Annotated in this window: 17 protein-coding genes and 1 tRNA gene; 7 read left to right on the top strand and 11 right to left on the bottom strand. The window is 62.2% G+C overall.

The features are described from left to right. Positions 1 to 144: 144 nt before the first annotated feature. Positions 145 to 1521, bottom strand: a complete 1377-nt coding sequence (locus tag A9D60_RS00180; protein WP_065266046.1) for a mechanosensitive ion channel family protein — start codon at positions 1519 to 1521, stop codon at positions 145 to 147. Between the two features lie 224 nt (positions 1522 to 1745). On the opposite strand from A9D60_RS00180, the gene A9D60_RS00175 reads away from it, so the two are divergent. The 7 genes from A9D60_RS00175 (at position 1746) to A9D60_RS00145 (ending at position 7647) form a co-directional block, all read left to right on the top strand. Continuing rightward, positions 1746 to 1844, top strand: a complete 99-nt coding sequence (locus tag A9D60_RS00175; RefSeq protein ID WP_226429013.1) for an isopropylmalate isomerase — start codon at positions 1746 to 1748, stop codon at positions 1842 to 1844. Between the two features lie 53 nt (positions 1845 to 1897). After that, positions 1898 to 3301, top strand: coding sequence for a 3-isopropylmalate dehydratase large subunit (gene leuC, locus A9D60_RS00170; protein WP_065265726.1), 1404 nt, complete (start codon positions 1898 to 1900; stop codon positions 3299 to 3301). Positions 3302 to 3313: 12 nt separating this feature from the next. Then, positions 3314 to 3919: a 3-isopropylmalate dehydratase small subunit gene (gene leuD / locus A9D60_RS00165; protein WP_065265725.1), complete on the top strand. Its 606-nt coding sequence runs from the start codon at positions 3314 to 3316 to the stop codon at positions 3917 to 3919. 372 nt (positions 3920 to 4291) lie between these two features. After that, the gene (locus tag A9D60_RS00160) at positions 4292 to 5128 is read left to right on the top strand and encodes a hypothetical protein (protein WP_065266045.1); all 837 of its coding nucleotides are present in this window, start codon (positions 4292 to 4294) and stop codon (positions 5126 to 5128) included. After that, a complete protein-coding gene (locus A9D60_RS00155; RefSeq protein ID WP_065265724.1) occupies positions 5125 to 6168 on the top strand; it encodes an endonuclease/exonuclease/phosphatase family protein in 1044 nt (347 codons plus the stop codon). The genes A9D60_RS00160 and A9D60_RS00155 overlap by 4 nt, the downstream gene beginning before the upstream one ends. Before the next feature lie 125 nt (positions 6169 to 6293). Continuing rightward, the gene (gene leuB, locus A9D60_RS00150; protein WP_065265723.1) at positions 6294 to 7397 is read left to right on the top strand and encodes a 3-isopropylmalate dehydrogenase; all 1104 of its coding nucleotides are present in this window, start codon (positions 6294 to 6296) and stop codon (positions 7395 to 7397) included. Positions 7398 to 7570: 173 nt separating this feature from the next. Further along, positions 7571 to 7647, top strand: a tRNA-Pro gene (locus A9D60_RS00145). A 96-nt stretch (positions 7648 to 7743) separates the two neighbouring features. Here the strand turns inward: A9D60_RS00145 and A9D60_RS00140 are convergent. From A9D60_RS00140 to A9D60_RS00095, 10 genes are all read right to left on the bottom strand, one after another. After that, positions 7744 to 8286 (bottom strand): sensor histidine kinase, encoded by a 543-nt coding sequence (locus A9D60_RS00140; protein ID WP_065265722.1) that lies wholly within the window; start codon positions 8284 to 8286, stop codon positions 7744 to 7746. After that, on the bottom strand, positions 8279 to 8965 hold the full coding sequence (locus A9D60_RS26420) for a PAS domain-containing protein (protein ID WP_065265721.1): 687 nt from the start codon (positions 8963 to 8965) through the stop codon (positions 8279 to 8281). The genes A9D60_RS00140 and A9D60_RS26420 overlap by 8 nt, the downstream gene beginning before the upstream one ends. 95 nt (positions 8966 to 9060) lie before the next feature. Then, positions 9061 to 9981, bottom strand: coding sequence for a LysR family transcriptional regulator (locus tag A9D60_RS00130; RefSeq protein ID WP_065265720.1), 921 nt, complete (start codon positions 9979 to 9981; stop codon positions 9061 to 9063). A 14-nt stretch (positions 9982 to 9995) separates the two neighbouring features. Continuing rightward, positions 9996 to 11039, bottom strand: coding sequence for an ABC transporter ATP-binding protein (locus A9D60_RS00125; protein WP_065265719.1), 1044 nt, complete (start codon positions 11037 to 11039; stop codon positions 9996 to 9998). Beyond that, on the bottom strand, positions 11036 to 12031 hold the full coding sequence (locus tag A9D60_RS00120) for an ABC transporter ATP-binding protein (protein ID WP_065265718.1): 996 nt from the start codon (positions 12029 to 12031) through the stop codon (positions 11036 to 11038). The genes A9D60_RS00125 and A9D60_RS00120 overlap by 4 nt, the downstream gene beginning before the upstream one ends. A gap of 4 nt (positions 12032 to 12035) precedes the next feature. Next, on the bottom strand, positions 12036 to 12986 hold the full coding sequence (locus A9D60_RS00115) for an ABC transporter permease (protein WP_065265717.1): 951 nt from the start codon (positions 12984 to 12986) through the stop codon (positions 12036 to 12038). Continuing rightward, positions 12983 to 13963, bottom strand: coding sequence for an ABC transporter permease (locus A9D60_RS00110; RefSeq protein ID WP_065265716.1), 981 nt, complete (start codon positions 13961 to 13963; stop codon positions 12983 to 12985). The genes A9D60_RS00115 and A9D60_RS00110 overlap by 4 nt, the downstream gene beginning before the upstream one ends. A 145-nt stretch (positions 13964 to 14108) precedes the next feature. Beyond that, entirely contained in the window at positions 14109 to 15668 is a 1560-nt protein-coding gene (locus tag A9D60_RS00105) for an ABC transporter substrate-binding protein (RefSeq protein WP_065265715.1), read from the bottom strand. Between the two features lie 386 nt (positions 15669 to 16054). Then, complete coding sequence (locus A9D60_RS00100; RefSeq protein ID WP_065265714.1) at positions 16055 to 18289, bottom strand: adenylate/guanylate cyclase domain-containing protein; 2235 nt, start codon at positions 18287 to 18289, stop codon at positions 16055 to 16057. A 54-nt stretch (positions 18290 to 18343) separates the two neighbouring features. Next, on the bottom strand, positions 18344 to 19000 hold the full coding sequence (locus tag A9D60_RS00095) for a GntR family transcriptional regulator (RefSeq protein WP_065265713.1): 657 nt from the start codon (positions 18998 to 19000) through the stop codon (positions 18344 to 18346). Positions 19001 to 19030: the final 30 nt, after the last annotated feature.

Here is a 19030-nt window from a genome sequence, read left to right as displayed (position 1 = left end):
CATCCGCCGCTTGAGGTACGGGTGACAGGACATAGTCCTCCTTGCAACGCGCCGCCAAGCCCCGGCGCCGGGCCTAATAATAATGTAGCAACCGGAGGGTAACTTTTCAATAAAACCACGCCCCGGCGATGCAAGCCCTGTGCTTTATCCGTCATTGCCCGAAGGTGCAACCCTCACCGGCAACGGGTCGTTCAGCATACGCACCTCGCGCTGCGGGAACGGGATGGAAATGCCCTGTTCCTGGAACGCATCCCACAGCGCCAGATAGACGTTGCCGCGGATGTTGGTGAGCCCGCCGGTGGGGTCGTCGATCCAGAACCGCAGCACATAATCAACGCTGCTGTCGCCGAAGCCGGTGATGTGGCAGACCGGCTTCTTGCTGCCGTACTGCAGCACCCGCGCGACGCTGGACGCAGCCTCAATCGCGATCTTGCGGACCAAGTGGGGGTCGTCGCCATAGCCGGTGCCAAAATGCAGGTCGAGACGCACGTATTTGTCGGAATGCGACCAGTTCACCACCTGGGTGGTGATCAGATCCTCGTTGGGGATCAGGTATTCCCGGCCGTCCCGGGTCACCACGGAGACGTAGCGCGCCCCCAGCGCATTGATCCAGCCGAAGGTGTCGCCAAGGCTGATCACGTCGCCCGGCTTGATCGACTTGTCCAAGAGGATGATCAGCCCCGAAACCAGGTTCGACACCACCTTCTGCAGGCCAAAGCCCAGGCCGACGCCGATGGCCCCCGACAGCACCGCCAGACCGGTCAGGTCGATGCCGATGGCCTTGAGGCCGATAAAGAAGGCACCGCCGAACAGCAGGATCTGCGCCAGCTTGGCCGCCAGCACCTGCATCGAGGGGGAGATGTCGGAATTCGCGCGGATCCGGTTGGCTGCCACCGAGGATATGACCCGCGCCAACGTCAGCATCACGCCCAGGATCACCACTGCCTGCACCACCAGGAACAGCGAGATCCTGAGATCCCCGAAACTGATGGCAACCCCGTCCAGCAGATGCACCGCATCTTCGGTGATGCCGAGAATACGCAGGGTGATCCAGGCCCAGGCACCGTATTTCACCAGGTTGCGCAGCAGCGGGTTGCCCACCAGCCGGGTGGCAAAGGCGACGATCAGCCAGGCCAGCGACAGGTTGGCGATGACCGTCAGCAGCCGCGAACGGCTGGGCCAGGTCATCTCCTGCATGATCAGGACAACCATCCAGATCAGCAGCACAAACAGGATACCCCGGATCCGCTTGTGAACCACCAGCCCGGCCCGTATCCGCCAGCGCGGCCAGCCTTCCCGCGCGCGCAGCCAGTCATGAAAAGCGCTTTTCAGCGGCCGCGCGATCAGGGTGGCAAGCACAAACACTGCCAGCACGATCCCTGCCTGATAGGCGTTCCAGGGCCTCAGCAGCAGCTCTATGCCCTCAGCTGCCAGGTTCCACAATTGCTGGCCAAGCTCCAGTGCTTCGGCGGTGCTTTCAGCAATCGCGTCTCTGGGTGGTGTCTGCTCTTCCGGCTCCATCGCGCGCCCCCATTTTTCTGCCAGTGTGCCGCCGCGATGCGCCCGGATCAAGGCAGGAGCCGTCCTGCCCGGCTCTCCAATCGGCGGGAAAAGGCACCGGCCGGTGCACAGGGAGCGCACAGGGGGTGCACGTCCTGTGCCACGTAGTCTGAGCGGGGCAGGCTTTCTTTTCCTCCCTTAGAACGAATCTTGATTGCCGGCCCGCCGGGATGTATCTGACAGCCATGACCCTCGTATTGGCGCAAAAGATCGAACTGCAAGACCGCGCACGGCTGCGCGAACGGTTCTTTGGCGCCGCCCGCACGGTCCTGGCGCGCCTATAAGGCGGTTGCCCAGCCCAAAGCCAGCACACCCAATACATCACGGGAGAGGACCCATGTCCCCCAAGACACTCTATGACAAGATCTGGGATGCGCATGTTGCGCATGAAGCAGAGGACGGCACCAGCCTGCTCTATATCGACCGCCACCTGGTCCACGAAGTGACAAGCCCGCAGGCGTTTGAAGGCCTGCGCATGGCCGGTCGCAAGGTGCACGCGCCTGAAAAGACCATCGCGGTGCCGGACCACAACGTGCCGACCACACTCGACCGCGCCAAAGGCATCGAGAACGAAGAAAGCCGCATCCAGGTGGAAGCGCTCGACAAGAACGCCAAGGAATTCGGCGTGCATTACTACCCGGTGGATGACGTCCGCCAGGGCATCGTGCACATCGTCGGCCCCGAACAGGGCTGGACCCTGCCCGGCATGACCGTGGTCTGCGGCGACAGCCACACCGCCACCCACGGCGCCTTTGGCGCGCTGGCGCATGGCATCGGCACCTCCGAGGTGGAGCACGTGCTGGCCACCCAGACGCTGATCCAGAAGAAGTCCAAGAACATGAAGGTGGAGATCACCGGCAAGCTGAAGCCGGGCGTCACCGCTAAGGACATCACCCTGGCCGTGATCGGCGAGACCGGCACCGCCGGCGGCACCGGCTATGTCATCGAGTACTGCGGCGAAGCGATCCGGGACCTCACAATGGAAGGCCGCATGACCGTCTGCAACATGGCGATCGAAGGCGGCGCCCGTGCAGGCCTGATCGCCCCGGACGAAACCACCTTTGAGTATGTCAAAGGCCGCCCGCACGCCCCGAAGGGTGCCCAGTGGGAAGCCGCGCTGAACTGGTGGAAGACCCTCTACACCGACGAAGGCGCCCATTTCGACAAGGTTGTCACCCTGAAGGGCGAGGACATCGAGCCGGTTGTCACCTGGGGCACCAGCCCTGAGGACGTGCTGCCGATCACCGGTGTGGTACCGAACCCCGAAGACTTCTCCGGCGGCAAGGTCGAAGCGGCCCGCCGCTCGATCGAGTACATGGGCCTGACCCCCGGCCAGAAACTCACTGACATCGAGATCGACACCGTGTTCATCGGCTCCTGCACCAACGGCCGCATCGAGGACCTGCGCGCCGTGGCCGAGGTGGTGAAAGGAAAGAAGATCAAAGACGGCATGCGCGCCATGATCGTTCCGGGCTCCGGCCTGGTCCGCGCCCAGGCCGAGGAAGAAGGCCTGGCCGAGATCTTTGAGGCCGCCGGTTTCGAGTGGCGCCTTGCGGGCTGCTCCATGTGCCTGGCGATGAACCCCGACCAGTTGGCCCCGGAAGAACGTTGCGCCGCAACCTCCAACCGGAACTTCGAAGGCCGCCAGGGCTACAAGGGCCGCACCCATCTGGTGTCCCCCGCGATGGCTGCCGCCGCTGCCCTGACCGGCAAGCTGACCGACGTGCGCGAGCTGATGTAAGGAGCCAGAAGCATGGAAAAATTCACCAAGATCCAAGGCATTGCGGCCCCCATGCCGCTGGTCAACATCGACACCGACATGATCATCCCCAAGGTGTTCCTGAAGTCGATTCAGCGCACCGGTTTCGGCAAGAACCTGTTCGACGAGATGCGCTATAACCGCGACGGCACCGAGATCGAGGATTTCGTGCTGAACAAGCCGCAGTACCGCAGCGCCGAGATCCTGATTGCGGGCGACAACTTCGGCTGCGGCTCCTCGCGTGAGCACGCGCCCTGGGCGATTGCCGATTTCGGTATCAAGTGCATCGTGTCGACCTCGTTCGCGGACATCTTCTTCAACAACAGCTTCAAGAACGGCATCCTGCCGATTGTGCTGCCGCAGGAGCAGGTCGATGTGCTGATGAAGGACGCGGAGAAGGGTGCTAACGCCCGGATGACCGTGGACCTGGAAGCGCAAGAGATCACCACTTCCGACGGCGAAGTGATCAGCTTCGAGGTCGACGCCTTCAAGAAGCACTGCCTGCTGAACGGTCTGGATGACATCGGCCTGACCATGGAAAAGGCCGACTCGATCAAATCTTTCGAGGACAAAGCCGCGCAGGAGCGCCCCTGGGTCTGATACCGGGCTGACTGATGAAACACTGAAAACCGCCCCGGCTCGGGGCGGTATTTTTTTGCGCGCCAGATTTGCGCCGCATTTCTGCCGCATTTGCCTGGCGGCACCTTGCTTGTGCACCGGATGAGCAGACACACAGCATCTGGTGGCAAGACCGCCAACACCATCAAATAGAACTGAAAGCATGATGCAATCCCGCACCAGTGCGGCAGGGAAAGTGTCCATGCATCAGCCGAGCCCTCTTGAGCGGAAAGCCGCCAGCCGGGCACAATGGGGCAAAAATGAGGCAGAGCGCCCCGGCCCGTTCTACCGGGGGGCTTCAAATCCGGACGCAAGAGGCAAAAAGCCCGCGCTGGTTTGAAGGGAATGAAAGACGTGTTTGCACGTATCACGGGCGCGGCGTTCCGCGGCTTACTGGTGGCCATGCTGTTTTCGATGCCGACGCTGATTCTGCCGGCATCCGCTACCGTTTCGCCGGAGATCATCCTGTTCATCGCGCTCTTGGGCTGCGCCTTGGCCTTCAGCGAATACGCTTCCCATTTCCCCAGTTTCATAGAATTCCGCAACGCCCCGCCCATCAACCGCATGCGGTTTGCCGCGGCTGCCGCCACCATTGGTGCGCTCAGCCTGCTGGCGGCTCACCCGGTTGCGCCGACAGGGCTGACCGCCTTGGTGCAGCAGCTGGGCAGCTGGCTGGGCGGCGGTCTCGGCTTTGCCTATTCACCGGTGCAGATGACGGTTCTGATGATGCCGCCGCAGGTGCCGGAACCGGTTGTTCTGATGGTGCGTGACGCGGCTGGACTGGCCAGTGCGATCGCTGCGGCCGCCATCGCCCTCTTTGCGCTGGTTATCCGGGTCGGCCACTGGCCGGTGGGCAACGGCGCCTTCAACGTCTGGGTCAACCTGCCCCTGTTCGATCCCACCACTGGTGGCGATGTGGTGCAGCGCCTGCAAAGGGACGGCCGCGTCAATATTGCCGGCGGCGCGCTATTGCCCTTTGCTCTGCCTGCCGCGGTCAAACTTGCCTCCGGCTTCGTGGATCCGGGCATTCTGGCGTCACCGCATATGCTGATCTGGGTGATTGGCGCTTGGGCGCTGGTGCCTGCTTCAATGATCATGCGGGGCATGGCGATGCTGCGCATTGCCGGGCTGATCGCTCTGAAACGGCGAGCAGCCAGTCTCGGCGCGGATGAGGCCTTGCAAACCGCATGAGGCAACTGGCGGCAGGCCTTCTCCTGATCCTTGCTGCCGGGGCCGGCTGGACAGATACCCTCCGCATTGCAACTTTCAACACCGAATTGTCGCGTGACGGTCCAGGCTTGCTGCTGCGGGACATCACCGGCGGCAGCGATCCGCAGGTCGCTGCGGTGGTGGAGGTGATCACCACCGTGCAGCCGGATGTGCTGGCACTGCAGGGGATCGACTGGGACTACGAAGGCCGGGCGCTGGCAGCATTGGCCGCGCTGCTGGCGGACAGGGGCCTGGACTACCCTTACCGTGTTGCGCTGCAACCCAATTCCGGCCTGCCCCCGCCTGCCCTGCTGGACCTGGACGGCAATGGTAAAACCGGCGAACCGCGCGACAATCAAGGGTTCGGAAAGTTCCGTGGCCAGGGCGGCATTGCGCTGCTGTCCCGGCTTCCAGTGGATCATGACGGCATCCGGGACTTTTCCTCTCTCCTGTGGAAGGACATACCGGGTGCCCTGCTTCCGCAATACCCGGATGGCAGCCCCTTCCCTTCGGTCGGCGCGCAAGCGGTGCAACGCCTGTCCGCCACGGGCCACTGGCTGGTGCCGCTGGTGCTGCCGGATGGCTCCCGCCTCAATGTGATGACCTTCCACGCGACTCCGCCGCTGTTTGACGGGCCGGAAGACCGCAATGGGAAACGCAACCACGATGAAATCCGGCTGTGGCAACTGCTGCTGGACGAAACGTTTGGATCTGCACCCGAACCTCCCTTTGTCATTGCAGGCGATGCCAATCTCGACCCGGAACACGGCGAGGGCCGCAAGGACGCGATCCGAGGCCTTCCGGCCGATCCTCGCATTCAGGATCCCCGCCCGCAGAGTCCCCAGGGCGGCACCGCCACTGTGGAGTGGCAAAGCGCAGGTCCTATGAGGGTGGACTATGTGCTTCCATCGGACGGGCTTCCCGTTACAGGCAGCGGCGTCTTTTGGCCGGTTCACCCGGACGCCCCTGCGACAGCCGCAAGCCGCCACCGGCTGGTCTGGGTGGATTTGCTGCTGGACTGAGCCGCCCGCAGCAACGCCCTTGCGCAGGCGTTTCCCCATCAATCGCTTTTATTTCCCGGGGCTGTTATTGACCCTGCCCTGCTGTCCCGCTACGCCCTTGCCAGCTGTTTTTTTGGAGGATCCCCATGCCCAACCCATCGATTCTGATTCTGCCCGGCGACGGCATCGGCCCCGAGGTCATGGCCGAGGTGCGCAAGATCATCTCCTGGTTCGGAGACAAGCGCGGCCTGCAGTTCGATGTGAGCGAGGATCTGGTTGGCGGCGCCGCCTATGACAAGCATGGCAAGCCACTGGCGGATGAGACCATGGCCAAGGCCCAGGACGTTGACGCGGTGCTGCTCGGCGCCGTCGGCGGTCCGGCCTATGACGATCTGGACTTCTCGGTAAAGCCCGAGCGCGGCCTGTTGCGCCTGCGCAAGGAGATGGACCTCTACTCCAACCTGCGCCCTGCGCAGTGCTTTGATGCGCTGGCGGATTTCTCTTCGCTGAAAAAGGACATCGTCGCCGGTCTCGACATCATGATCGTGCGCGAGCTGACCTCCGGCGTCTATTTCGGCGAGCCGCGCGGCATCTTCGAGGAAGGCAACGAGCGCGTCGGCATCAATACCCAGCGCTACACCGAGAGCGAGATCGAACGTGCCGCCCGCTCCGCGTTCGAGCTGGCGATGCGCCGGAACAAGAAGGTCTGCTCGATGGAGAAGGCCAATGTGATGGAATCCGGCATCCTGTGGCGCGAGGTGGTGACCCGCGTTGCCAAGGATTACCCGGAGGTGGAGCTCTCCCACATGTACGCCGACAACGGCGCCATGCAGCTGGTGCGCGCGCCCAAGCAGTTCGACGTCATCCTGACCGACAACCTGTTCGGCGACATCCTGTCCGACTGCGCCGCGATGCTGACCGGCTCGCTTGGCATGCTGCCTTCCGCCTCGCTTGGTGCGCCGATGGAAAACGGCCGCCCCAAGGCGCTTTATGAGCCCGTGCACGGCTCTGCGCCCGACATCGCGGGCCAGGGCAAGGCGAACCCGATCGCCTGCATTCTGAGTTTTGCCATGGCGCTGCGCTACAGCTTCGATCAGGGCGCCGAGGCCGACCGCCTGGAAACTGCGGTCGAGAAGGTTCTGGCCGACGGCGTGCGCACCGCGGATCTTCTGGCAAGCGAAGGCGTGGAGCCGGTCTCCACCAGCCAGATGGGGGATGCAGTCATCGCTGCGCTGGACGCAAGCCTCTGATTTTCAGCCGCTAATCGCAAATGAGCACAAGCCCCGCCCGGCCTCCGGCGCGGGGCTTTTCCGTGGTATTTCCCACCGTCCCTCATTGCAGAAAAGATTTCCCGAAATCCGCATCTTTCTGTGGAATCGCCCTTGTCAAACCCCGCGCCCTGAGCTATTTCGCCCTCCACGGTCGGAGTGTAGCTCAGCCTGGTAGAGCACTGTCTTCGGGAGGCAGGGGTCGGAGGTTCGAATCCTCTCACTCCGACCAATAAAACAAGGCGCCTTCGGGCGCCTTTTTTGTGGCCTTTATCTGATTTGCGACCCTGTGCCCTGGCCGCGCAGCCCGGGATCAAGGGTACCGCAATTACCCGGCTGCAGGAGCGCTGTCACCCTCCGGAAGCTGCAGGCGGATGCCCAGGCTGAACCCCTCCGGCGGATGGTCCAGAATGCTGATCTTGCCACCCATCAGCGCCGCCAGCTCGTGGCAAATCGACAACCCCAGGCCAGCCCCGCCCTTGTGCGAAGATATGGCGTTGTCGAGCTGGGTGAACCGTTCGAAAGCCCGGACGCGGTCTTCTTCTGCAATACCCGGTCCGGTATCCAGAACGGTGATACTGACCGGACATGCAGCCGAAGCGTCATTTTCCAGCAAAATGCACACACTCCCACCGGCCTCACACGCGGACGTGAACTTCATCGCCTTGTCGATCAGATTGTTGATCACCTGGGTGACTTTCGGGAGATCAATCATAAGCTGCTCCGGCAGATCATCCGCCGCAGACACCCAGGTGCGCAACGGCTTGCCATAGCGGGTGGCACAGGCCCGCAGTGCCTCCCGCCAAAGCCCCAGCAGAGACTCGGTTTCTACTGCCTTGGGAGTATATTCCACCGCATCCGAATCAATCAATCCGCGCGGTCTCCAGCACATTGACAAGCTGGGTCATCAGCATTTCAGCGGCCCGATGCCCCACATCCGCCCTTTCCCGGGTCTTGTCCGAAGCCGTCTCATCGCTCTTGATCAGGTGAAAAAGCCCTAGGATCACATTCAGAGGCGTGCGGATTTCGTGGCTCATCGTAGCCAGAAAGGCAGTACGGGCCTCGACGGCAGAATTGGCGCGTGTCACCTCCGCAGCCAAGCCGGCAATGGCCGCAGCCAGTTCGGCTTCCCGCGCCTTCAGCTCTGTCAAATCGTTGTGCGCCCCGAGCATCCGTACCGGTCTTCCGTTTTCATCCCTGATCGCTAGGCCGCGGCAGCGCACCGTGACCATATGACCGTCAGCATGGCGGTAGCGGACGATCTGATCATAGGGGTGTTCCGGGTCCTCCAGGTGTTTGTGGAAGTTCTCAAGCGCCAGCGCCAGATCGTCGGGGTGAATAAGGTCCTGCCATTCGGATGCAAAATGGCCTTTGGTTTGAGGATCGACGCCAAACAGGCGCCAAAGCTCCGGGCTCATCCATTCGTGCTCGGGATTTTCCAGATCCCAGTACCAGATCCCGTCCAGCGACCCGATCTGCAGGAAGTCAAAGATGGCATCGTCGCTTTTAACAAGATCGTACAGCTCGCGCTTGAGATAATGCATGTCCATCTGCCCCTGCTCGTATCCAGCCCGCATCCAGCAATGTCAGATTTACTGCACGACGGCCATTGCACTCATTGGGCGACTTCCCCTCCGGAAGCCTGTCAGGCCGCCTTCATCGCCGAACGCTTGAGCTGTTTCCACAGCACATCCAGCGTCTGCTTGGTGCTGCGCGGATCACGGTAAAGGCGAATCTCAAGGTCGGTGCCCAGCCGTTCATCCACAATTGCAAACCGGCCGGAGGCGATTTCTTCACGGCACAGGCTCAGCGGCAGCCAGCCGATGCCGAAGCCTTCCTGGATCATCGCCTTGACGCTATTGGCCAATGCGTTCTGGTTGACCACAAACACCTTCTGTCCGGGCAAAAGTTGAGTCAGGGCAAATTCCTGCACTGAACGCAACGCCGAGACCGCACCATAAGACAGCAACGGCACCGCATCCTTGCTGCCAGGCTTAAACGCAAACTCTGCCGCGCCGTCCGCGGTTGTGCGCGAGACAGGCACGTATCGGTCTGTCGACAGCGTCAGGTACTCGAAATTGGCGACCTCCAGCGGTCCCAGGAAGTCCATCGACGGGTGCCAGTAGGTCAGGATCACATCGCAATACCCCTGCTGCAGCGCGCTGACAAATTGATCAGCCGCCCAGGAAGTGGAGTTGAGGTCAGTATCCACCCCGCCCTCGCTGGCAAGCGGCGCAATCAGGGTCTTGTAATGGGTCATGTAGAGCGACTGCGAGGCAGCGAAGCGGATCACGTTTTCACTTGCCGCGTCAATGGTCTGGCAGCGCTCAATCGTTTCCTCATAGGTGCGCAGCATGATGCGGGACTGCGACAGAAACACCTCCCCGGCTGGGGTCAGCGTCAGCGGCAGCGTCTCGCGGTTGATCAGCCGCACGCCGATCTCATTCTCCAGCGCCCGGATCCGGCGCGAAAAGGCCGGCTGGCTGACATTACGCTCTTCGGCCGCGCGCGAGAAATTCTTGCACGCGACCAAAGCCTCGAAGTCCTTGAGCCAGATGATATCCAACTGGGCGTCCCGTCTTAACCGGCGGCCACCGCATCCAGCCTGTCTTCTTCGACGGCATGGCACGCAACCATGCTGCCGTCGGGCTGGTGAATGGCCTTGGGCTTTTCACTCTTGCATCGTGCGTCCGCAAAGGCGCAGCGGCTTTGGAACGGGCAGCCTGTGGGCAGGTTGATCGGCGTCGGAATCTCGCCCTTGAGGCGGATATGGTTCGGCCGGTCGTCCTTCAGCTGCGGCACCGCGGACAGCAAGGCCCGAGTATAGGGGTGTTTTGGGCTGGAGAACAATGTCGCGGTGTCCGCAACCTCGCAAACCGACCCAAGGTAAAGCACCGCAACGCGGGTGCCAAAATGCTCCACCACGCTCAGATCGTGAGTAATGAACAGATAGGTAAGGCCGCGGCTTTCCTTGGCTTCCAGCATCAGGTTCAGCACCTGCGCCTGGATCGACACGTCCAGCGCGCTGATCGGCTCATCGGCGATAATAAACTCCGGGTCCACCGTCAGCGCTCGGGCAATCGCGATCCGCTGGCGCTGACCACCGGAGAACTCATGCGGGTAACGCTTGGCCCAGCTGGGGTCGACACCCACCGACAGCATCACCTCGGTCACCTTGTCGCGCACCTCCGCTGCCGAGGCGTTGGGGTAATGGTGGCGCACCGGTTCTTCCAGCGCCTGCCGGATGGTCATCCGCGGGTTCAGCGAGGCATAGGGGTTCTGGAAGATCATCTGGATCTTCTTGCGCAGAGGCTGCATTCCAGCGCGCGACAGGTTGTCGATACGCTGACCGCCATAGTGGATCTCACCCGCGGTCGGGGTCAGCAGGCCGGCCACCAGCCGCGCCACGGTGGACTTGCCGCAACCTGATTCACCCACCACGCAGAGCGCCTCGCCTTTGCGGGCCTCCAGCGAGATGTTGTTCACAGCATGGACAGAGCGGCTCTCGCGCACGATCTTGCCCTGCTTGAACTTGAGGGTTTCCAGAAAGCCCTGGTCAAGATCGAACCGTTTCTCCAGGTTCTTGATCTCCAAGAGCGGGCGGTCTGTATTCACGTCACTCATGCCCGTGCCTCCTGACGGTCTTCATCGCTGTTCAGGCGCTGCACCTCGTGGCAAGCCACCTCGACGCCGCCGTAGTGCACCGCTTCGGGCACCCGGCTGCGGCACAAGTCGGTTGCGTATTTGCAGCGCGGGTTGAAGGCGCAGCCTGCGGGAATGCTGGCCAGGCCAGGCATGTTGCCCGGGATTTGCTTCAACCGCTGGCCTGGCACTGTCTGTTGCGGCAGCGCGTTTATCAAACCTTGGGTATAAGGGTGCTGCGGGTCGTTGATGATCTCGCGGGTGCGCCCGCTCTCGATGATCCGGCCGGCGTACATTACCAGCGTCCGCTCCGTCATCTGGCTGACGACGCCCAGGTCGTGGGTGATCAGGATCAGCCCCACCTGGTTCGACTGGCACAACTCCAGCATCAGCTCCATGATGTCAGCCTGAATGGTCACATCCAGCGCCGTCGTGGGTTCATCCGCGATGATCAGCTGCGGATCCAGCAATAGCGCAATCGCAATGATGATACGCTGGCGCATACCGCCAGACAATTCGTGCGGGTACTGCTCCAGCCGCTCCTCCGGCGAAGGAATATAGACCTCGCGCAGTTTGACGATGGCGATCTGGCGGGCTTCCTCATGGCTCAGCTTGCGGTGCGCCATCAGGGTCTCGATCATCTGCTGGCCGATGGTCAGCACCGGATTGAGCGTCACCATCGGGTCCTGGAAGATCATCGCCATCCGGTTGCCGCGCAGATTTCGCAGGCGCTTGTCGTTCATCTGCACGACATCCTCGCCCTCGAACAGGATCTTGCCGGTGTCGATATAGCCCGGGCGGCTGAGCAGGTTCATCAGCGAGAACCCGGTGATCGACTTGCCGGCACCACTTTCGCCGACGATGCCCAGGCGCTCGCCTTTGGCCAGGTCAAAGGAAATGCCGTTGAGGGCAGTAACCGTCTGGTCACGCATGGCGAATTTGACGGTGAGGTCGCGAACGGAAAGAAGGCTCATCGCGTTAACCCTTGTAGAGTTTCGGGTTCAGGACGTCGCGCATCCAGTCGCCCAGCAGGTTGATGACAAGGACCAGAACCACCAGCACCACGCCGGGAATGGCGGTGATCCACCAGCTTCCGGAGAAGATGTAGTCGAAACCGGAGGAGATCAGCGAGCCCAGCGACGGCTGGCTTGGCGGCATGCCCAGGCCCAGGAAACTGAGCGAGGCCTCGGAAATGATTGCATTGGCGACCTGCACGGTGGAGATCACAAAGATCGGCGACAGCGAGTTCGGCAGGATGTGCCGCACCATGATCCGCATCGGGCCAAAGCCCAGAACGCGGGCACTGTCGACGTATTCCTTCTTCTTCTCTGCCAGCACGGTGGCGCGCACGGTGCGGGCGTATTGCGGCCATTCTGCCACCCCGATCACCGCGATCAGGAACACCACGGCATATTTATTGAAGGTATCGGTGCCGAACATCGCCTGCGTGACAGCCAGGAAGATGATCGCCACCATCAGGGTGGAGAACGACAGCTGGATATCAGCAAGCCGCATCAGCAGACTGTCGAGACGACCGCCGACATAACCCGCGATCAAACCGATGGAGATGCCGAGAAACGCCTGCAGTGCCACAGCGCAGATGCCGATAAGCAGCGACAGGCGGGTGCCGTAGAGGATGGTGGACCACAGGTCGCGGCCCTGATCGTCGGTGCCCAGCACAAACTCCGGCAGCGCCCCGTGGACCCAGGCAGGCGGGTATTCCGAGTTCATGATGTCGATCTGCGCCGGATCATAGGGATCATAAGGCGCGATCACCGGCGCCAGGAAGGACGCGAGTGCGATCAACAGGAAGACGATCATGCTGACCACCGCCACCGGGTTGCGGCGGAAGCTGTAGCCCATGTTGGAGTTCCAGATCTTGGACCAGCGCGAGGGTTCGGACTTCGGGTTCAGCGTTTCGGTACTCATGCGCCCATCCTCGCAATGTTCACGGTCGGGTTCACCAGGCCATAGATCAGGTCGACGATGGTGTTGGTGACCACAAAGATGAAGCCGACAACAATCAGATAGGCCACGATCAGCGGGGTATCGACGCGGTTCACCGCCTCTAGGAACATGAAGCCCATGCCCGGCCACTGGAACACCGTCTCAGTCAGGATCGTGTAGGCGACCATGGTGCCGATCTGCACCCCGCCCACGGTGATCACCGGCAGCAGCGTGTTCTTGAGCGCGTGCACAAAGTAGATGCGCCACGGGTTGATGCCCTTGGCCTTGGCATATTTCACGTATTCGGACTGCAGCACTTCCATCATCTCGGCCCGGATCAGCCGGACAAACAGCGGCAGCATGATGGAGGCCAGCGCAATCGAGGGCAGGATGATGTGCAGCCAGCCGTCTGCAGTGGCAAAGTTGGTCTCCCAATAGCCCCAGACATGCACGGTGTCGCCGCGCCCGTAGGAGGGGAACCAGCCGTATTCCACGGAGAACACAAAGATCATCAGAATGGCGGTCAGGAATACCGGGATCGAGATGCCGACAATCGACAGGCCCATGATGATGCGGCTCAGGATGCTGTCCGGCTTGATCGCGGTATAGACGCCCAGCGGCACCGAGAAGCCGACGATGATCAGCGTGGCGCCGAATACCAGCTCCAGCGTCGCGGGCAGCTTCTTCAGGATCACGTCCAGCGCCGGTTCCTTGAAGAAATAGGAGGTGCCCAGGTCGCCCTGCAGCGCATTGCCGGCAAACCGCAGGTATTGCGTCACGAAGCTGTCGTTCAGCCCCATTTCGTCGCGCAGCTGCTGGCGCACTTCTTCGGAAACCGACTGCCCGACCAGCTCACGCAGCGGGTCGCCCAGGTTGCCCTGGATGGCAAAGGCAATCAGCGAGATGACGAACATCACGGCAACCGCCTGGATCACTCGCTTGGCGAGATAGGCAAACATCGTCCTGACCTTTGTAGAGTTTGGTTACAGCGCAGGCCGCAGTGTCCGATGGATCCGCGGGTCCTGCAAGCGCAGCCTTGACAGCCGCTTGTTATTGAAAAGGTCCGGGCCGGCCGGGGGAGACCGGCCCGGAAGTATTCAGTGATCAGCTGCCGGTTTCGACAACCAGGTCACCGAAGTAGGGGAAGTTCAGCGCGTTCACGATGTCCGCCGAGTTCATGCCGGACTTGGAACCCCATGCCAGGTTCTGCCAGTGCAGCGGGATGAAGGCCGCTTCGTCGTACAGGATGCCTTCCAGCTTCTGCAGCATTTCCGCGCGTTTGGCCGGATCGGTTTCCGCGTTGGCGGCATCCATCAGCGCATCGGCTTCCTCGTTGCAGTAGTTGCCCGAGTTGTACTGGCCGTTGCCGTTATCCGGGTTCGGGCAGGCAGTCAGGAACTGGTGGAAGTTGGCAGAATCCTCGGTGTCCGAATGCCAGCCGATCATCATCATGTCAGCTGCGCGCTCGTCAAAGGTCGGCCAGTACTGCGCCTTGGGCATGGTCTGCAGGTCAACCTTGATGTTGATCTGTGCCAGCATCGAAGCCACCGCCTGGGCGATCTTGTCGTCGTTCACATAGCGGTTGTTCGGCGCCATCATGGTGATCGAGAAGCCGTCGGCGTAGCCTGCTTCCGCCATCAGAGCCTTGGCTTTTTCCAGATCGAAACGCGGTGCCAGCGCTTCGTTGTAGCCCAGGTAGCCCGCCGGGCTGGCCTGTGCGCCAACGGTGCCGAAGCCGCGCATGATGCGGTCAACGATGCCTGCGTTGTTGACCGCATAGTCGATCGCCTGGCGGACACGTGCGTCCTTGAAGGCCTCGACACGGTTCTGGTTCATCTGAAAGGTGATGATACGGGTGCCGGGCATGGTGATCAGGTCAACGCCCTCAGCCTCTTCGACACGCTTCAGGTCGGTCGGGGGAACCGGCGCGATGAAGTCCACGTCGCCGGACAGCAGGGCTGCCACGCGGGTCGGGTCTTCTTTGATCGGGGTCAGAACGATCTTGTCGACATTACCCGCATCAGCGTCCCAGTAGCCGTCGAAGCGGTCAAACACGACGCGCACGCCCTGCTCACGCTCGGACACCACAAACGGGCCGGTGCCGGAAACGTTGCGCGAAGCAAAGCTGTCACCGTGCTTGACGATTTCGCCCTTGTCTTTGCCGTCATCGGTGGTGCCGGAGTAATACGCGCTGTCCATCGGGAACAGATAGGTCGCGGTGTGCAGCACCAGTGGATAGGGCTCCGCGGTTTTGAGGTCGAAGGTCATGTCGTCGATGACTTCGACATCAGTGAAGGGCGCGAAGATCGCCTTGAAGTCGTCGCTCGCCTTCAGGCGGTCAAAGGTCCAGTCCACGTCCTTGGCGGTCAGCGCATTGCCGCTGTGGAAGGAAACGCCGCTGCGCAGCTTGAAGCGCATGGTGGTGTCGTCGATCTGTTCCCAGCTTTCGGCCAGGCGCGGTTCGAACTGCAGGTCCTTGGTCCAGCGCACCAGCGGGTCAAAGACCATGTGCGACAGCTGCAGCGTACCGCCGGACAGTTGTTCATGCGGATCCAGCGAGACCGGGTCAGCGTCATAGGCAACGCGCACGGTGGTTTCGGCATAGGCAACCGGTGCCATCGCCACCACCGCAGCAGCCGCCAGGCTTCTGACAAATTTCGTCATTAGGCATACTCCCCTGTGATTATGCCGCAAACGCTAGCCTGCGGAGCACGAACTGTGAAATGCCGATATCGCATAGGGTATGCGCCGCGCACATCAGTGCTATGCACCTTTGGAATACCCTATTTAGATTAAGCTCTTAACCCAGCTCCGCTTCATGCAGCACTTGCAGAAGCCAGAGCTTTCCTGCGCCACTCAAAGCGGCGCAAACAATCACCTGCCAATGCCAGTTCTCCACCTCCGGGGTGCTTCCCCGGTCCCGTTCATCAGTGCGCAACCGAAGAATCTCCCCCTGAAAGATGGAGGATTCGAGCCTGTGCTCCGGCAGAAAACCTGCACCGCAATACTCACGTCCGGCTGAAGGCCTCAGGCGGCGAATACGCCTCCAGTCAGAGTTCCTCCTCAGCCAAGCTTCTGCGGATTCGCTCCGCAGCAAGGGTCGCGCGTTTGCCAGCGAGTCCCTTGCCCGCCAGCGCGTCCAGCGCGGCCAAGGCTGGTGCGGCGGCAACGCCGATGTTTCCCAGGGTGTTGGCAGCCTCTTTGCGAACAAAGGCAGAAGGGCTTTGCAAAAGTTTGGTCAACTCAGGCACTGCTGGCGCCGCTGCGGCGCCGAAAAGCCCAAGTGCCTGGACCGCCTGACGCTGGGTGATGGCGTCTGGCAGCGACAGTTCCGCCCTGAGACTGGCAACAGTGGTCCCCGGTGGCAGCGCCGCCAGCCGCAGCCCGTCCGTCAGCCGCTGGTTCAGGTGCCGACTGGCGCCTGTCCAGCGGAGGATGAAGAAATAGTCTTGCACCGCGGCCGGCAGTGAAGCAGAGCTGTTGCTGCCGTGCCAGCGCTCAACCATGGCACGCGCAGCCCGCAGCTCCCCCTGCATCGCCAGCGCCGAGGCCGCCACAGGCATCAGTTCCCGCGCTTGGGGATTGCGGTCCACCTCAGCCTGCAACACTACGGCAGCTTGGGCGTAGTCCTCCATCGCAAACAAAGCCGCCGCCTCAAACAGCGCATAGTGGCTTGGATGCCTGGGATCGAGCCGCATAGCGGCATGGACAAAAGCCAGACCTTCCTGCGGCTCGCCTGCGGCGATCAGTGCCCAGCCCATTGCCAAATGCGCCTCTGGGTCGCTGGGCTGCAGAGCAATTGCCTTTGCCGCTTCCTGCCGGGCCTCGCTGGTGCCGCGGCTGCCGCCGTAAACCCCCTCCCAATCCGGCAGGTTCAGCAGCACCATCGCCCGGATCACATGCTTAAGCGGTGTGTCGTGCCTGGCGGCTTCGCGCAGGTATTTGTAGAACTCGCCGATATGCGTCTGGCCGGTGGCCGGAGTGTAGCCCTGCCAATGGTGCAAGATATGCGGACGAAGATGCGCCATCGCCAGGAAGGCCCAAGCGCGGCCGTAGTCAGGGTCCAGCAACACCGCCTGTTCGAAATGCGGGATTGCGGCCAGGTTGTCTTGCTCGTTGAAGCGCGCAAAAAGCTCCCATCCCTGCTGGAACGCCTCGCGCGCCGCTATGGTCGCGGTATCCACTTGTTCGATCCCAGTACGCTCTTCGTCATCCAGCGGCAGATCCAGCGCATTGGCGATATCCAGTGCTATACGGTTCTGAAACGAGAAGATGTTCTCCACCGGACCGTCGAAACGCTCCGCCCAGACCAGCTGGCCGCTGGATGTGTCGGTTAGCCGGATATTGGCCCGGAAGTCAGCCCCGGTGCGGCGCAGGCTGCCGTCGACCACATAGCGCACGCCCAGTTCCTCAGCGAATTGTGCGGTGCTGATCTGCCGGTCCTGGTAGGCAAAGGAACTGTTGCCGGAGATCACGAACAGGCCGGAAATCCGTGACAGGTCGGTGATCAGATCCTCGGAAAACCCGTCCGCCAGCGTCGCGTTACCGGTTTCGCCTGTGGCATCGGCCAGCGGCATCACCGCAACAGAAGGAAGATCCGGCAGCGGAAAGGCCATACGCGCCACGACAGCCTGATCCGGATTCGGCTGCGAGGGGGCGAGCCACAAAACCGCGCCCGCCGCCGCGGCCAGAATGCCAGCCCCGGCGGCCAGCCGGGCGCGCGGGACCGTGGCACGCGCTGCCTTCTGCGGCGCATGTCCGCTCTTTTGAACCCGGAAGGCTTTCACCGGCTCCGGGATATTCTTGACCCTTTGCGGGCCCATTGGAATGAAGTCCGCGGCAATGCTTTTGCGAGCATAGCCGACGACGGCCTCCGAAGCAGTGATCCCGCCCGGCTCAGCCAGCGCCTCCAGCCTGGCGGCCACGTTGACACCGTCGCCCAGAATGTCGTCGCCATTGGAGATAACATCCCCCACATTGAGGCCGATGCGCAGCAGGATGACGCGGTCGGCTCCCGCTACCACATTCCGGGCCTGCAACCGGTCCTGGATGCTGAGGGCGGCGCGCAACGCATCGACGGCGCTGCGGAATTCGATCAGGAAACTGTCGCCTGCGGTATTGGCGATGCGGCCGCCGTGCTGATCTGTGAGCGGCTCCACCACTTCGCTGCGGATGGCGCGGAGCGCTGCCACTGTGCCTTCCTCATCCGAGGCGGTCAGCCGGGAATAGCCCGCCACATCCGCGGCCAGGATCGCAGCCAGGCGGCGATTTGAAGGGCTTTTCATAGGGTTGGAGTGTACCAGTTTGGCCAGCGCCTGGAAACCGGCTTCAAAACCGCCCTAGCCTGCCAGCAGCCGCAGGCCTTGTGTCACGTCTGAGCGCACTGCCAGCCGCAGGCCGGGTTCATCCCCCGCCTTGAGCGCGGCGATAATCAGACGATGGTTCTGCGGCGGGTCGGTGCGGCGCAAACGGCCATAGAGCGCCCGCATGGTGGGGCCAAGCTGCAGCCAGACAGTTTCCGCCATGGCCAGCATGGCCGGCGCCTGGGCGCGCAGGTAGAGGGTGCGGTGAAACTCCAGGTTGGTGCGGATGTAGCCAACGGCATCGCGTTTGGAGACCATCTCCGCCACGTTGGAGTTGATCGTCTGCAGCCGGTCGATCAACGCCATATGGGCGCGCGGCAGCGCGCGGCTGGCCAGTTCCACCTCCAGCAGCGCCCGCAGAGCAGCCAGTTCCTCGATCCGCTCATTGGTGAGTTCTGGCGTGGTTACCCGGCCTGAGGACGACAGGAACAGCGCGCCCTCCGCTGCCAGTCGCCGCACCGCCTCGCGCGCTGGTGTCATCGAGACACCGAATTCGCCGCCGATCCCGCGCAAGGTCAAGGCAGCTCCCGGGGTAATCTCACCGTGCATAATACGCGTCCGAAGTGTCCGGTAGACGCGGTCATGGGCGGGTGCGGAGGCAGTTTCTTGGGCGGGGCGGGCAGTCTGGCTCATCCGCTCATGTGATCACAAAACCTGGCGTGG

The organism is Leisingera sp. JC1 (assembly GCF_001679925.1).
GTDB lineage: Bacteria > Pseudomonadota > Alphaproteobacteria > Rhodobacterales > Rhodobacteraceae > Leisingera.
The sequence above is the reverse complement of the archived record's forward strand: the minus strand, read 5'-3'. Positions and strand labels throughout refer to the sequence as shown.